The organism is Azorhizophilus paspali (assembly GCF_043587585.2).
Classification (GTDB): Bacteria; Pseudomonadota; Gammaproteobacteria; order Pseudomonadales; family Pseudomonadaceae; genus Azotobacter; species Azotobacter paspali.
Map to the genome: position 1 here is coordinate 596677 of NZ_CP171449.1, position 12367 is coordinate 609043.

Annotated in this window: 12 protein-coding genes; 6 read left to right on the forward strand and 6 right to left on the reverse strand. The window is 63.4% G+C overall.

The annotated features are described in order from the left end of the window. From ACGI6K_RS02885 to ACGI6K_RS02895, 3 genes are all read right to left on the reverse strand, one after another. The gene (locus ACGI6K_RS02885; protein WP_376948093.1) at positions 1–1449 is read right to left on the reverse strand and encodes a LutB/LldF family L-lactate oxidation iron-sulfur protein; all 1449 of its coding nucleotides are present in this window, start codon (positions 1447–1449) and stop codon (positions 1–3) included. After that, a complete protein-coding gene (locus ACGI6K_RS02890) occupies positions 1446–2270 on the reverse strand; it encodes a (Fe-S)-binding protein (RefSeq protein WP_376948092.1) in 825 nt (274 codons plus the stop codon). The genes ACGI6K_RS02885 and ACGI6K_RS02890 overlap by 4 nt, the downstream gene beginning before the upstream one ends. A gap of 148 nt (positions 2271–2418) precedes the next feature. Continuing rightward, positions 2419–4107, reverse strand: coding sequence for a lactate permease LctP family transporter (locus ACGI6K_RS02895; RefSeq protein WP_376948091.1), 1689 nt, complete (start codon positions 4105–4107; stop codon positions 2419–2421). A 354-nt stretch (positions 4108–4461) separates the two neighbouring features. On the opposite strand from ACGI6K_RS02895, the gene ACGI6K_RS02900 reads away from it, so the two are divergent. Next, a complete protein-coding gene (locus tag ACGI6K_RS02900) occupies positions 4462–5238 on the forward strand; it encodes an FCD domain-containing protein (protein WP_376948090.1) in 777 nt (258 codons plus the stop codon). A 33-nt stretch (positions 5239–5271) separates the two neighbouring features. On the opposite strand, the gene smpB is transcribed toward ACGI6K_RS02900, so the two are convergent. After that, positions 5272–5754: an SsrA-binding protein SmpB gene (gene smpB / locus ACGI6K_RS02905; RefSeq protein ID WP_376948089.1), complete on the reverse strand. Its 483-nt coding sequence runs from the start codon at positions 5752–5754 to the stop codon at positions 5272–5274. 230 nt (positions 5755–5984) lie between these two features. Between smpB and ACGI6K_RS02910 the strand changes: the two genes are divergently transcribed. Next, a complete protein-coding gene (locus ACGI6K_RS02910; RefSeq protein ID WP_376948088.1) occupies positions 5985–6419 on the forward strand; it encodes a type II toxin-antitoxin system RatA family toxin in 435 nt (144 codons plus the stop codon). Then, a complete protein-coding gene (locus ACGI6K_RS02915; protein WP_376948087.1) occupies positions 6412–6735 on the forward strand; it encodes an RnfH family protein in 324 nt (107 codons plus the stop codon). The genes ACGI6K_RS02910 and ACGI6K_RS02915 overlap by 8 nt, the downstream gene beginning before the upstream one ends. A 20-nt stretch (positions 6736–6755) precedes the next feature. On the opposite strand, the gene ACGI6K_RS02920 is transcribed toward ACGI6K_RS02915, so the two are convergent. Beyond that, positions 6756–7271: an outer membrane protein assembly factor BamE gene (locus ACGI6K_RS02920; protein ID WP_376948086.1), complete on the reverse strand. Its 516-nt coding sequence runs from the start codon at positions 7269–7271 to the stop codon at positions 6756–6758. 92 nt (positions 7272–7363) lie between these two features. Between ACGI6K_RS02920 and fur the strand changes: the two genes are divergently transcribed. Continuing rightward, on the forward strand, positions 7364–7768 hold the full coding sequence (gene fur / locus ACGI6K_RS02925) for a ferric iron uptake transcriptional regulator (protein WP_012702790.1): 405 nt from the start codon (positions 7364–7366) through the stop codon (positions 7766–7768). A gap of 70 nt (positions 7769–7838) precedes the next feature. Here fur and recN read toward each other — a convergent pair whose 3' ends face one another. Then, complete coding sequence (gene recN / locus ACGI6K_RS02930; protein WP_376948085.1) at positions 7839–9512, reverse strand: DNA repair protein RecN; 1674 nt, start codon at positions 9510–9512, stop codon at positions 7839–7841. A 188-nt stretch (positions 9513–9700) separates the two neighbouring features. Between recN and grpE the strand changes: the two genes are divergently transcribed. After that, a complete protein-coding gene (grpE, locus tag ACGI6K_RS02935) occupies positions 9701–10264 on the forward strand; it encodes a nucleotide exchange factor GrpE (RefSeq protein ID WP_376948084.1) in 564 nt (187 codons plus the stop codon). Positions 10265–10405: 141 nt separating this feature from the next. Beyond that, the gene (gene dnaK / locus ACGI6K_RS02940) at positions 10406–12334 is read left to right on the forward strand and encodes a molecular chaperone DnaK (RefSeq protein ID WP_376948083.1); all 1929 of its coding nucleotides are present in this window, start codon (positions 10406–10408) and stop codon (positions 12332–12334) included. The last annotated feature ends 33 nt before the right edge of the window (positions 12335–12367 follow it).

Consider the following 12367-nt stretch of genomic DNA (forward strand, 5'->3'; position numbering starts at 1 on the left):
TTATTTGCCCTCCAGATGCTCGCGGGCCAACTCGTGCAGCGAGCGGGCGGCCGGTTTCGGTACGCTGTGGTTCTGCGTCCAAGCGCCGAGGTGGCCGGGCGTCAAGCTGCGCAGGCGGGTGGCGAAGAAGCCGAAGACGCGGTAGAGCGGGGGTGAGGTGTTGAGCAGGCGCCAGCTCTTCCACAGCAGGCGTTCGCGCGGCGAGTACTTGCTGCCCTGGCCGCGCATGACCTTGTGCGGGTCGTCAGGGCGTTTCACGTTCTCCTCGCGCAGGCGGCGCAGCAGCGCGGGGATCGGGATCTTCACCGGACAGACCTCGCCGCAGGCGCCGCACAGCGAGGAGGCGCTGGGGTGGTCAGGGGTGTTCTCCAGGCCCATCAGGTGCGGCGAGACGATCTTGCCGATTGGCCCGGGATAAACGGTGCCGTAGGCCTGGCCGCCGATCCGGGTGTACACCGGGCAGTGGTTCATGCAGGCCCCACAGCGGATGCAGTTGAGGGTCTGGCGCAGTTCGCTGTCGGCGAAGGCCTGGCTGCGGCCGTTGTCCAACAGCACCAGGTGCACTTCCTGCGGGCCGTCCAGCTCGTCAGCCTTGCGCGGCCCGGAGATCATGTTGACGTAGGTGGTGATGCCCTGGCCGAGCGCCGAGCGGGTCAGCAGCGAGAGCAGCGGCACCACGTCGCGCAGGTTCTCGACCACTTTCTCGATGCCGGTCACCGCGATGTGTACCGGCGGTACGCCGGTCGACATACGGCCGTTGCCCTCGTTTTCCACCAGAAGCAGGGTGCCGGTTTCGGCCACCGCGAAGTTGACCCCGGAGATGCCGATGTCGGCCTCGAAGAACTTCTGGCGTAGCACGCGCCGGCCGGTCTGGATCAGCGCGTCGACGTCCTCGGTGTAGGGCTCGCCAAGCTTGTCGTGAAACAGATTGGCCACTTGCCGGGCGTTCTTGTGGATTGCCGGCATGATGATGTGGGTGGGCTTCTCGTGGTCGAGCTGGATGATGTACTCGCCCATGTCGGACTCCAGGGCCTCGATGCCGTGGCTTTCGAGGAAATGGTTCATTTCCATTTCCTCGCTGACCATCGACTTGCCCTTGATCACCTGTCTGGCCCCATGGGCCTCGGCGATCCGCAGGACGATGGCGTTGGCTTCGTCCACCGTTTCCGCCCAGTGCACCTTGACCCCGTTGCGGATCAAGTTGGTCTCCAGCCGCTCGAGCAGTTCCGGCAGCTTGGAGAGGGCGCGGGCACGTACGTGGTTGCCCATCTCGCGCAAGTGTTCGCGTTCATACTCGTCCGGCATCGCCGCCAAGCGCTTGGCCATCAGCGAGTCCATGGCCTTGCGCATGTTGCCGCGCAATTGGGCGTCGCCGAGGGCGTCGTGGGCGTTGTGCTTGAGGTCGCGGCTGGAGAGTTCCAGCGCCGGGATACGGGCCTGGCTGTTCATTCGACACCTCCGGTGCGTTTCCAGAGGAAGCTGGCCAGGTGCTGGCCGCGCAGCGTCTCGTTCTGTTTCTCCAGCGCGCCATTGATATTGAGCAGGCAGCCGCAGTCGGCGCTGACCACTGCGGCGGCACCGGATTCCTTCAGGGCGTGGTTCTTGTCGGCGACCATGGCGCCGGAAATGCCCGGCATGCGCACGCTGAAGGTGCCGCCGAAGCCGCAGCATTCGCTCTCGTGGTCGTGCTCGACGCGTTCGACCCGTTCCAGTTGGGCGAGCAGGGCGCGGCCGTGCAGGTGGGTGTTCATCTCGCGGCGCGCCGAGCAGGAAGTGTGCAGGGCGATGCGGGTCGGCTGGCCGCGGTCCTTGAGTTCGACCTTGCAGACGTGCAGGAGGAACTCGGCCAGTTCGAAGGTGCGCGCGGCCAGGGCCTGCACCTGGCGCAGGGTAGCCGGCTCGTCCTTGAACAGCTCGGCGTAATGGTGGCGAATCATCCCGGCGCAGGAGCCGGACGGCACCACCAGCGGCCAGTCCCCGGCGAACAGCGCGAGCTGGGCGCGGGCGACTTCTCGCGCCTCGTCGGTGTAACCCGAGGTGTAGGCCGGCTGGCCGCAACAGCTCTGTTCCTGCGGGAAGTGCACCTTGATGCCTTCGCGTTCGAGCAGGCGGATGGCGTCGAGGCCGGCTTCGGGGAAGAACAGGTCGAGCACGCAGGTGCCGAACAGGTAGGCGTTGCCCGGTTTCTGCGCCGGGTAGCGGCGCGCTTCGGGCAGGGGCGGCGCCACGCGGGTGGCGTTGGGTGCGGCGTTGTAGAAGAGTTCGCTCATCAGGCATATCTCTGGGAAGCCCGGTTTGGAAATGGCCGGCACGGAGGAAGTCCCGGCACCGGCCGTTTATTCAAGCAGGCCGAAGTTGGCCGGCAAAACCCAGCAGCGAGCCGCTGGCAAGGTGGCTAAGGGTTTTGCCGGCGCCTTCTCAGTGCAGCAGCATGCCGGTGAACACGTAGGCCTGGGCCAAGGTGATCAAACCGACGAAGGCGGCGAAGATCAGGCTGTGCTTGAGGGTGAAACGGAACAGGTCCGACTCCTTGCCGACCAGGCCAGTGGCGGCGCAGGCCACGGCGATCGATTGCGGCGAAATCATCTTGCCGGTCACGCCGCCGCTGGTGTTGGCCGCCACCATCAGGGTGTCATTGACGCCGATCTGGTGCGCAGTGGTGGCCTGCAGCGAGCTGAACAGGGCGTTGGCGGAGGTATCCGAGCCGGTGAGGAATACACCCAGCCAGCCCAAAAACGGCGAGAAGAACGGGAACAGTGCACCGGTTCCGGCCAGTACCAGCGCCATGGTTGCTGACATGCCGGAGTAGTTGGTGACGAAGGCGAATCCCAGCACCATGCCGATGGATAGAATGGGCCATCTCAGCTCCAGCAGCGTTTCCTTGAAGCTGGTCAGACCAATTTTTGGAGCGATTTTTAGTACCGCCATGGAAATCAGGGCGGAGAAGAAGATCGCTGTGCCGGTGGCCGAGATCGGATCGAACTTGAACACCGCTGCCATGGGGGCCGGAGCGGTGGCGATCGGAGTCATCTTGATCACCAGTTGATCCAGGTGCGGAATGGGTAGCAGCAGGACCAGGCTGTCCAATGCTCCGCCCGGTACGAACAAGGCCTTGAAGGGTTTCAAGGTCCAGAGGGTTACCAGGCCGGTGAGGATCAGGAACGGCGACCAGGCCTTGAAAGTCTGGCTCAGAGTGTAGGGGGATGGCTCGGTGGGACGGCTGCCGCCGAAATTTCCCATCACTGCGGCGCCTCCGGCGGAAATGCCGACCACTTCGATTTCTTCGGCAAACTTGGGTTGCCAGGCCTTGAGGAACAGGGTTAAGCACACCAGGCTGACCAGTGCTGAAGTGATATCGGGCAATTCCGGGCCGATGTAGTTGGAGGTGAAGTACTGAGTGATGGCAAAACTGGCGCCTGCCACCAGTGCGGCTGGCCAGGTTTCTTTGATGCCGCGCCAGCCGTCCATCATCGCCACCAGCCAGAACGGCACGATGACCGACAGGAAGGGCAATTGGCGACCGGCCGTGGCGCCGATGTCAAAGGCATCGATGCCAGTGACCTGGCCGGCGACGATGATCGGAATGCCAAGGGCGCCGAAGGCTACCGGTGCGGTGTTGGCGATCAGGCACAGGCCGGCGGCATACAGCGGGTTGAGGCCGAGGCCGACCAGTAGGGCGGCGGTGATCGCCACCGGCGCACCGAAGCCTGCCGCTCCCTCGAGGAAAGCGCCGAAGGAGAAGCCGATCAGCAGTACCTGCAGGCGCTGGTCGCTGGTGATCGAGAGCACTGAACTGCGGATGATCTCGAACTGACCGCTTTTCACCGTCAGTTTGTAGAGAAAGACGGCGGCGACGATGATCCAGGCGATCGGCCACAGGCCATAGGCGAAGCCATAGCCGGCGGCAGCCAGGGCCATGTCGGCCGGCATGTCGTAGGCGAGGATGGCGACCAGGAGCGAGAGCCCTAGGGTGATGCTGCCCGCCACGTATCCCTTAAGGCGGAACACGGCGAGGGCGAGGAAGAAGAATATGATCGGAATGAGGGCAGCCAGTGCCGACAGGCCGAGGCTGCCAAGTGGCGTGTAAAGCTGTTGCCAAGCTTGCATGGGGGGACCCTTTGATTGTTCTTGGATAGGATCGACGACTCGGTGCGACGCGCCCTGGCCGTACCGTGGTCGGGGTCGGGTGTCCCGGGCTAGGCGGCGGGCCGCAGCCGATTTTTGTCGCTGCAGTTGATAAATTGGTAATACCAATTTACAGTGTCGCCGGACAAGATTAGTTTTTATGCGGGTGCCGTGTCAATTTGTCCCCTTGCGAATTTTGTCGCCAGCCTCTTCCAGGACTTGTTATTACTGGGCTTGAGCGTCGTGGGCAGGCTTCGCGGGAGAGCCGGGGAGGCTGGTAATAAGTAGGTCGCTAAATAGTCAAGCCAGTAGTTCGGTGGACTGAGGAGGAAGACAATGGAATTCGGTCCGGTCCGACAGCGCCGTCTGTCGGACGATATCGTTGTGCGCCTGGAGGCGATGATTCTCGAAGGCTCGCTTAAGGCGGGCGAGCGTCTACCGGCAGAGCGTGCACTGGCCGAGCAGTTCGGCGTGTCGCGCCCCTCGCTGCGCGAGGCGATCCAGAAGCTGGCGGCGCGCGGCCTGCTGGTCAGCCGGCAGGGCGGGGGCACCTATGTGGCCGAATCGTTGGGCTCGACCTTCAGCGATCCATTGCTGCAGTTGCTGGAAAGCAGTACCGAGGCGCAGCGTGACCTGCTGGAATTCCGGCATACCCTGGAAGGTGCCTGTGCCTTCTATGCGGCACTGCGCGCCACGCCGCTGGACCATGAGCGCCTGCGCTCCGCCTTCGAGCGCCTGCAGCGTTGTTACGACTCTCCGGTGCTTGGCGGCGGTCCCGAGGAAGGACTGGCCGATGCACATTTTCATCTGGCGATCGCCGAGGCCAGCCATAATGCCGTGCTGCTGCACACCATCAAGGGGCTGTTCGATCTGCTCAGACGCAATGTGGTGACCAATATCGGCGGCATGTATGCCCAGCGCGGCGAAACCCGCGACATGCTGTTGCAGCAGCACCGTGAACTGTATGAGGCGATCGTCGGAGGGCGGGCCGAGGAGGCGCGGGAAGTGTCCAGCCGGCATATCCACTATGTGCAGGAGGTGCTGGCCGAGGTGCAACGGGAAGCGCAACGCGAGGCGCGGGCGCGCCGCCGTCAGGGATTGGCCGAGAGCTGAAGGCGCGCGCCATGCATGGCCGCTGCCCCAGGGTCAGTCTTCTTTGCCCTTGCTGCGTATGGCGCGCTGGATTTCCCGATCGGAGTCCCGGACCTTCTCGGTGTCGCGCTTGTCGTATTCCTTCTTGCCCTTGGCCAGGGCGATCTCGCACTTGATCAGATGTTTCTTCCAGTACAGCGAGAGGGCGACGCAAGCATAGCCTTTCTGCTGGACGGAGCCGAACAGCTTGCCGAGTTCGCGCTTGTGCAGCAGCAGCTTACGGGTGCGGGTGGGGTCGGCGATCACATGGGTGCTGGCCGTCTTCAAGGGCGTGATATGGCTACCCATCAGCCAAGCCTCGCCATCCTTGAGCAGCACGTAGCTGTCGACCAGTTGTGCCTTGCCGGCGCGCAGGCTCTTCACTTCCCAGCCGGACAGGGCCAGGCCGGCCTCGAACTTCTGTTCGATGAAATAATCGTGCAGCGCCTTCTTGTTTTGCGCAATGTTGCCCTGAGGGTGTTTCTTTTGCTTAGCCATAGGGCGCGCATTATAGGCAGTTGCAGGCGGGCTGGCGACACCGAGCTTGAGGGGGGGCGGTTAATTTCGGACAATACTTGATCGCTTCTGCATGCAGCGGCGGCCAAGGTGCACCGGATTTCGCCGGCTGCGTCCTTCGCCTGGGCCATGGCATCCCTTCGCGGCGCCGTGGGCGTCAGGCGTGCCGCCCTGTTTGCCCGCGAATCGACGAAGTAACCGAGAGCTATTGAATGGCGACGCGTATACACCGCTCGGCACTGCTGCCCTTTCCGGCGCGTGCCCTTTACGACCTGGTCAACGACGTGGCGCGCTACCCGGATTTTCTCCCCTGGTGCAGCGCTGCCGAAGTGCTGGAGGTCGGCGAGACGCATATGCGTGCCCGGCTGGCGGTGGCCAAGGGCGGATTGAGTCAGCGCTTTCTCACCCGGAACACCCTGCAGCCGGGGCGAAGCATCGAGATGAGCCTGGAGGAGGGGCCCTTTGCCCACCTGCATGGTCTCTGGGAGTTCAAGGCGCTTGGCGAGAAGGCCTGCAAGATCAGTCTCGACCTGACTTTCGACTACTCCGGGCCGCTGATCAAAGCGACTCTCGGGCCGCTGTTCAACCAGGCGGCCAATACCCTGGTGGATGCCTTTTGCGAACGGGCCAAGCAACTGTATGGATAAACGGAATATCGCCGTGGAGGTGGTGTATGCCCTGGCTGATCGGCAGAAGCTCGTCAGCCTGAGCGTGCCATGCGGCACCACGGTACGCGAGGCGGCGTTGCGCTCAGGGCTCGACCGGGACTTTCCCGGTCTGGATCTGGCGAACAGTCCTCTGGGCGTTTTCGGCAAGGTGGTGTCCGGAGCGGAAGAGTGCGTGCTGGAGGATGGCGAGCGAGTGGAGATCTATCGTCCGTTGATCGCCGATCCGAAGGAGATTCGCAAGCTGCGAGCAGCCAGGGCTGCCGGGGCCAAGGCGGGCGGAAGGCCGGCGGATTAGCGGGCTTTGGCCTGGCAAGCTTATTGCATGCTGGGGTCCAGGGGTTCCGGTGTCGGTACGGGTTCGCTTTCCGCCTTGTCCACTTCGCGCTGGATCTCTTCGAGCAGGGAGCCGGGTTTGATCGGTTCTTCGGCTTCTTCGGTCGGTGCCTTCCTGATGGCGGTGCCGCCGCTGCCGCCCATGATTTCCTCTTCGCGTGTGGCGCCAGGGAGGAAGTCGCCGGCCAGACCGATCAACAGATCGTTGCTGTCGAACACCAGGCTGACCCGCTCTTGCAGACGTTGGCCGCCCCCGGGTTTTATGCTGTACAGGTAATCCCAGCGGTTTGGGTGAAAGGTGTCGGTGATCAGAGGGCTTCCCATGACAAACCGGACTTGCCGGCGGGTCATTCCGGGGCGCAACTGGTCTATCATGTCCTGCGTCACGACATTGCCCTGCTGAATGTCGATTTTGTACACCCCGGGAATCGTGCAGCCGGCAAGCGTGAGCAGGCCCACGAGGGGTAGACTGGTCAGCATGAGCTTGGTGTTTTGCATTACTGGGAGAGTTCCACTATCTGCTGGGGCGACGAATCCCTGATAATACCCGCATTGAAGGAGGCTGCGAAGCAGCAGCAAGAAAGCCGACCATGGTTGAAAATAACGAACTGCGTAAAGCCGGTCTGAAAGTTACCCTGCCGCGCGTCAAGATCCTGCAGATGCTCGACTCTGCCGGACATCGCCATATGAGCGCGGAGGATGTCTACAAGGCGTTGATGGAGGCCGGGGAAGACGTGGGGCTGGCGACGGTCTATCGGGTGCTGACCCAGTTCGAGGCGGCTGGGCTGGTGGTGCGCCACAACTTCGATGGCGGACATGCGGTATTCGAGTTGGCCGACAGCGGTCACCACGACCACATGGTATGTGTGGATTCCGGCGAAGTGATCGAATTCTACGATCCGGATATCGAGAAGTTGCAGCGGGAAATCGTCAAGCGGCACGGCTTCGAACTGGTCGATCACAACCTGGTGCTTTACGTGCGCAAGAAGTCCTAAGGCCGGCCGGTCCGTCGCACGAGCGGAAAGGCGGCCGGTAGGTCGCCTCAATGATCGGCCGCTTATATCTTCAGACTTGGGCGCTGCCGATCATGCGGCGCGCGTGGGCCAGTGATTCCTCGGTCAGTTCGAGCCCACCCAGCATGCGGGCCAGTTCTTCGATACGTGGATCGCCCTCCAGCAGGGCGACTGCCGTACGGGTTTCTCCGGCTCCGCGTACCTTGTGCACGAAAAGGTGGCGATGGCCTTGGGCGGCCACCTGGGGCAGATGGGTGACGGTCAGCACTTGACCGAGTTCGCCGAGCCGGCGCAGGAGTTGGCCGACCACCTCGGCGGTCGGCCCGCCGATGCCGACGTCGACCTCGTCGAACACCAGGGTCGGCGTGCGTGACGTCTGGGCGGTGATCACCTGTATCGCCAGGCTGATGCGCGACAGCTCGCCACCCGAGGCGACCCTGGCCAGGGGTTTCAATGGCTGGCCGGGGTTGGCGCTGACCAGGAATTCAGCCTGTTCGAACCCTTGGGGATGCGGCTCTCTCGAGCCGCATGGCGGCAGTTCGATGGCGAAGCGTCCGCCGGGCATGCCGAGCCGCTGCATCTGCTGCTCGACCGCTATGCCCAGATGTGCGGCCGCCTGTCGCCGGAGGTCGCTGAGTTCCACGGCCTTTTCCTGGTAATGCCGCTCATAGGCCGCCAGCTCCTGGCCGAGCTGCTCGAGGGTTTCGTCGTCTGCGTTTAGCCCGGCCAGTTCGCCCCGCAGCCGCTGCTGTAGGGGAATCAGATCGTGTGGCTGGGCGCGGTGCTTGCGCGCCAAGCTGTAGATGGCGTCGAGCCGTTCTTCGATGCTCTGCTGGCGCTGCGGGTCGATGTCGAAGTGATCGAGGAAACGGTTCAGTTCGCCGACGGCTTCCTCGACTTGGATCTGTGCGCTGGCCAGCAGATCGATCGCCTCACCGAGCGGGCTGGGCTGCGCCTGCAGGCCGGTTAGGCGTTGCAGGCTGGCGGTCAAGGCGGAGAGCACGTTGCCCGCATCGTTCTCGCTGCACAAGTCGATGACCTGACGGCAACTGTCGAGCAGATGCTCTGCGTTGGCCAGCGCCTTGTATTCCTGCTCCAGCTCCTCCAGTTCGTGGGCGCCAAGGGCGAGATTCTCCAGCTCCTCCAGTTGGTAGCTGAGCAGTTGCTGGCGGGCACGTTGCTCGTCGCCGGCATTGTTCAGCCTTTCCAGCTCCTGGCGGGTCTGTCGCCAGCGCTGTGCGGCCAGTCGTACCTGGCGGGCGAGATCGCTGGCGCCCGCGTACTCGTCGAGCAGGCGGCGCTGGGTGTCGTTCTTCAGCAGGGACTGATGTTCGTGCTGGCTGTGGACGTCGATCAGCAGCTCGCCGAGCGCCCTGAGATCGCCCTGCGGGCACGGGGAGCCGTTGATGTAGGCGCGCGAGCGGCCTTCGGCGGTGATCACCCGGCGCAGGATGCACGGGCCTTCGCGTTCCAGGTCGCGCTCGGCGAGCCAGGCCCGCGCTTCGGGAGTCTCCGTCAGATCGAAGCTGGCGAGGATGTCCGCCCTGTCCGCTCCCGGCCGCACGGCGCCGCTGTCGGTCCGGTCGCCGAGGGCCAAGCTGAGGGCATCGAGCATGATCGACTTGCCGGCGCCGGTTTCGCCGGTAATGACGGTCATGCCGGCGTCCAGCTCGAGGTCGAGATGTTCGACAATGGCGTAGTTGTGGATCGACAGGTGCACCAGCATGGCGAAGCTCCCAGGATGGGTTTCTGTGTATGTATACAGTAGCTCGTTTCGTGCGGACAACTTGTCCATGCTCGAAATGCGGATGGGCTGTGCAAGTCCTCTTGAAGCATCCGATTGCATCCCCATATAGGGCGGCAGAAACGCGGGTCCGCGCCCGTGATCGCTATTCCTTTTGAGAGGAGAGATGCATGGCTGACGAACAGAACCTCGACAACCGGGCGCCGGAGGAGACTCCAGCCGCTGAGGGCACCTCCGCCGGTGAGGACCTGGCCGCTCGCGTGCAGGCACTGGAGGAGCAACTGGCTGCTGCCCAGGATCAGGCCCTGCGTGCCGCGGCGGAATTGCAAAACGTGCGTCGACGTGCCGAGCAGGATGTGGAGAAGGCGCACAAGTTCGCTCTCGAGCGCTTTGCCCAGGACCTGCTGGGAGTGGTCGACAGCCTCGAGCGCGGCATCGAACTGTCCGATCCGGCCGAAGAGTCGATCCGGCCGATGCGCGAAGGCATGGAGCTGACCCTGAAGATGTTTCACGACGTCCTCCGGCGCTATCAGCTCGAGCAGCTCGATCCCCACGGCGAGCCCTTCAATCCCGAACATCACCAGGCGATGGCCATGGAGGAAAGCGACAGCGCCGAGCCCGGCAGCGTGCTCAAGGTGTTCCAAAAGGGCTATCTGCTCAGCGGTCGCCTGCTGCGTCCGGCGATGGTGGTGGTCAGCAAGGCGCCGACGCCCTCGAACGACGAGCAGGCTTGAAATGGGACGGTTCGTCCCCATCTGTAAGGGCATGTATTTATCGGCTTTCGCGCCTGGCCTTCCCGGCACAGTGCGAGCTAGTGGAACGGTTGGCGCATGGGCCTCTCGGTGGCCTGCTGAATCAAGTTTCGGAGAATGAACATGGGAAAAATCATCGGTATCGATCTGGGCACCACCAACTCCTGCGTGTCCGTGCTGGAAAACGGTGTGGCCAAGGTCATCGAGAACGCAGAGGGCGCACGCACCACGCCGTCCATCATCGCCTATACCAACGACGGCGAAATCCTGGTCGGCCAGTCGGCCAAGCGCCAGGCGGTGACCAACCCGCAGAACACCCTGTATGCGGTCAAACGCCTGATCGGTCGCCGCTTCGAAGAGGAGGTGGTGCAGAAGGACATCAAGCTGGTTCCCTACAAGATCGTCAAGGCCGACAACGGTGACGCCTGGGTCGAGGTGAAAGGCCAGAAGATGGCTCCGCCGCAGATCAGCGCCGAAGTGCTGAAGAAGATGAAAAAGACCGCCGAGGACTATCTCGGCGAGCCGGTCACCGAAGCGGTGATCACCGTGCCGGCCTATTTCAACGACAGCCAGCGCCAAGCCACCAAGGATGCCGGTCGCATCGCCGGCCTGGACGTCAAGCGGATCATCAACGAGCCGACCGCGGCTGCCCTGGCCTATGGCATGGACAAGGCCAAGGGTGACCACACCATCATCGTCTATGACCTGGGTGGCGGTACCTTCGACGTTTCCGTGATCGAGATCGCCGAAGTGGACGGCGAACACCAGTTCGAGGTGCTGGCCACCAACGGCGATACCTTCCTGGGTGGTGAGGACTTCGACATCCGTCTGATCGACTACCTCGTCGACGAGTTCAAAAAGGAAAGCGGCATCAACCTCAAGGGCGACCCGCTGGCCATGCAGCGCCTGAAGGAAGCCGCCGAGAAGGCCAAGATCGAGCTGTCCTCCAGCCAGCAGACCGACGTCAACCTGCCGTACATCACGGCTGACCAGACCGGTCCGAAGCACCTGAACGTGAAGATCTCCCGCGCCAAGCTGGAGTCGCTGGTGGAGGACCTGGTCGAGCGCACCATCGAGCCGTGCCGTATCGCTTTGAAGGACGCCGGCATCGACGTAAGCAAGATTGACGAGGTGATCCTAGTCGGCGGCCAGACCCGCATGCCGCTGGTGCAGAAGCGTGTGGCCGAATTCTTCGGCAAGGAGCCGCGCAAGGACGTCAATCCGGACGAAGCTGTGGCCATGGGGGCTGCCATCCAGGGCGCCGTGCTGGCCGGCGAAGTCAAGGACGTGCTGCTGCTCGACGTCTCGCCGCTGACCCTGGGCATCGAGACCCTCGGCGGCGTGATGACCGCGCTGATCGAGAAGAACACCACCATCCCGACCAAGAAGTCGCAGGTGTTTTCCACTGCGGACGACAACCAGAGCGCTGTCACCATTCACGTGCTGCAGGGCGAGCGCAAGCAGGCCGGGCAGAACAAGTCGCTGGGTCGCTTCGACCTGGCCGACATTCCGCCGGCGCCGCGCGGCGTGCCGCAGATCGAGGTCACCTTCGATATCGACGCCAACGGCATCCTGCACGTGTCCGCCAAGGACAAGGCCACCGGCAAGCATCAGTCCATCGTGATCAAGGCCAACTCCGGTCTGTCCGAGGAGGAGATCCAGAAGATGGTTCGCGATGCCGAGGCCAACGCCGAGGAGGATCGCAAGTTCGAGGAGCTGGTTGCCACGCGTAACCAGGGCGACCAACTGGTGCATGCCACCCGCAAGATGGTCACCGAGGCGGGCGACAAGGTCAGCGCGGACGAGAAGGTCGGTATCGAGAAGGCGGTCGCCGATCTGGAAGAGGCGCTCAAGGGCGACGACAAGTCCCGGATCGAATCCTTGATAAACGCCTTGTCCGAGGCTACCGCGCCGCTGGCGCAGAAGATGTACGCCGAGCAGGTCGAGCCCGGCGAGGCTGCCGCCCAGGGGGGCGAGAAGGCCAAGTCCACGGCGGACGACGTGGTGGATGCCGAGTTCGAAGAGGTTAAGGACAGCAAGGGCAACAAGTAAGCAACGCGCTTGCTTCCGTCCCGGTCCGCCGCT

What these genes read in the sequence shown, in the direction of transcription:
- ACGI6K_RS02920 (WP_376948086.1), bottom strand. Translation starts at nt 7,271, where the DNA reads ATGCAAAACACCAAGCTCATGCTGACCAGTCTACCCCTCGTGGGCCTG.
- recN (WP_376948085.1), bottom strand. Translation starts at nt 9,512, where the DNA reads ATGCTGGTGCACCTGTCGATCCACAACTACGCCATTGTCGAACATCTC.
- ACGI6K_RS02895 (WP_376948091.1), bottom strand. Translation starts at nt 4,107, where the DNA reads ATGCAAGCTTGGCAACAGCTTTACACGCCACTTGGCAGCCTCGGCCTG.
- ACGI6K_RS02900 (WP_376948090.1), top strand. Translation starts at nt 4,462, where the DNA reads ATGGAATTCGGTCCGGTCCGACAGCGCCGTCTGTCGGACGATATCGTT.
- dnaK (WP_376948083.1), top strand. Translation starts at nt 10,406, where the DNA reads ATGGGAAAAATCATCGGTATCGATCTGGGCACCACCAACTCCTGCGTG.
- ACGI6K_RS02915 (WP_376948087.1), top strand. Translation starts at nt 6,412, where the DNA reads ATGGATAAACGGAATATCGCCGTGGAGGTGGTGTATGCCCTGGCTGAT.
- fur (WP_012702790.1), top strand. Translation starts at nt 7,364, where the DNA reads ATGGTTGAAAATAACGAACTGCGTAAAGCCGGTCTGAAAGTTACCCTG.
- ACGI6K_RS02890 (WP_376948092.1), bottom strand. Translation starts at nt 2,270, where the DNA reads ATGAGCGAACTCTTCTACAACGCCGCACCCAACGCCACCCGCGTGGCG.
- grpE (WP_376948084.1), top strand. Translation starts at nt 9,701, where the DNA reads ATGGCTGACGAACAGAACCTCGACAACCGGGCGCCGGAGGAGACTCCA.
- smpB (WP_376948089.1), bottom strand. Translation starts at nt 5,754, where the DNA reads ATGGCTAAGCAAAAGAAACACCCTCAGGGCAACATTGCGCAAAACAAG.
- ACGI6K_RS02885 (WP_376948093.1), bottom strand. Translation starts at nt 1,449, where the DNA reads ATGAACAGCCAGGCCCGTATCCCGGCGCTGGAACTCTCCAGCCGCGAC.
- ACGI6K_RS02910 (WP_376948088.1), top strand. Translation starts at nt 5,985, where the DNA reads ATGGCGACGCGTATACACCGCTCGGCACTGCTGCCCTTTCCGGCGCGT.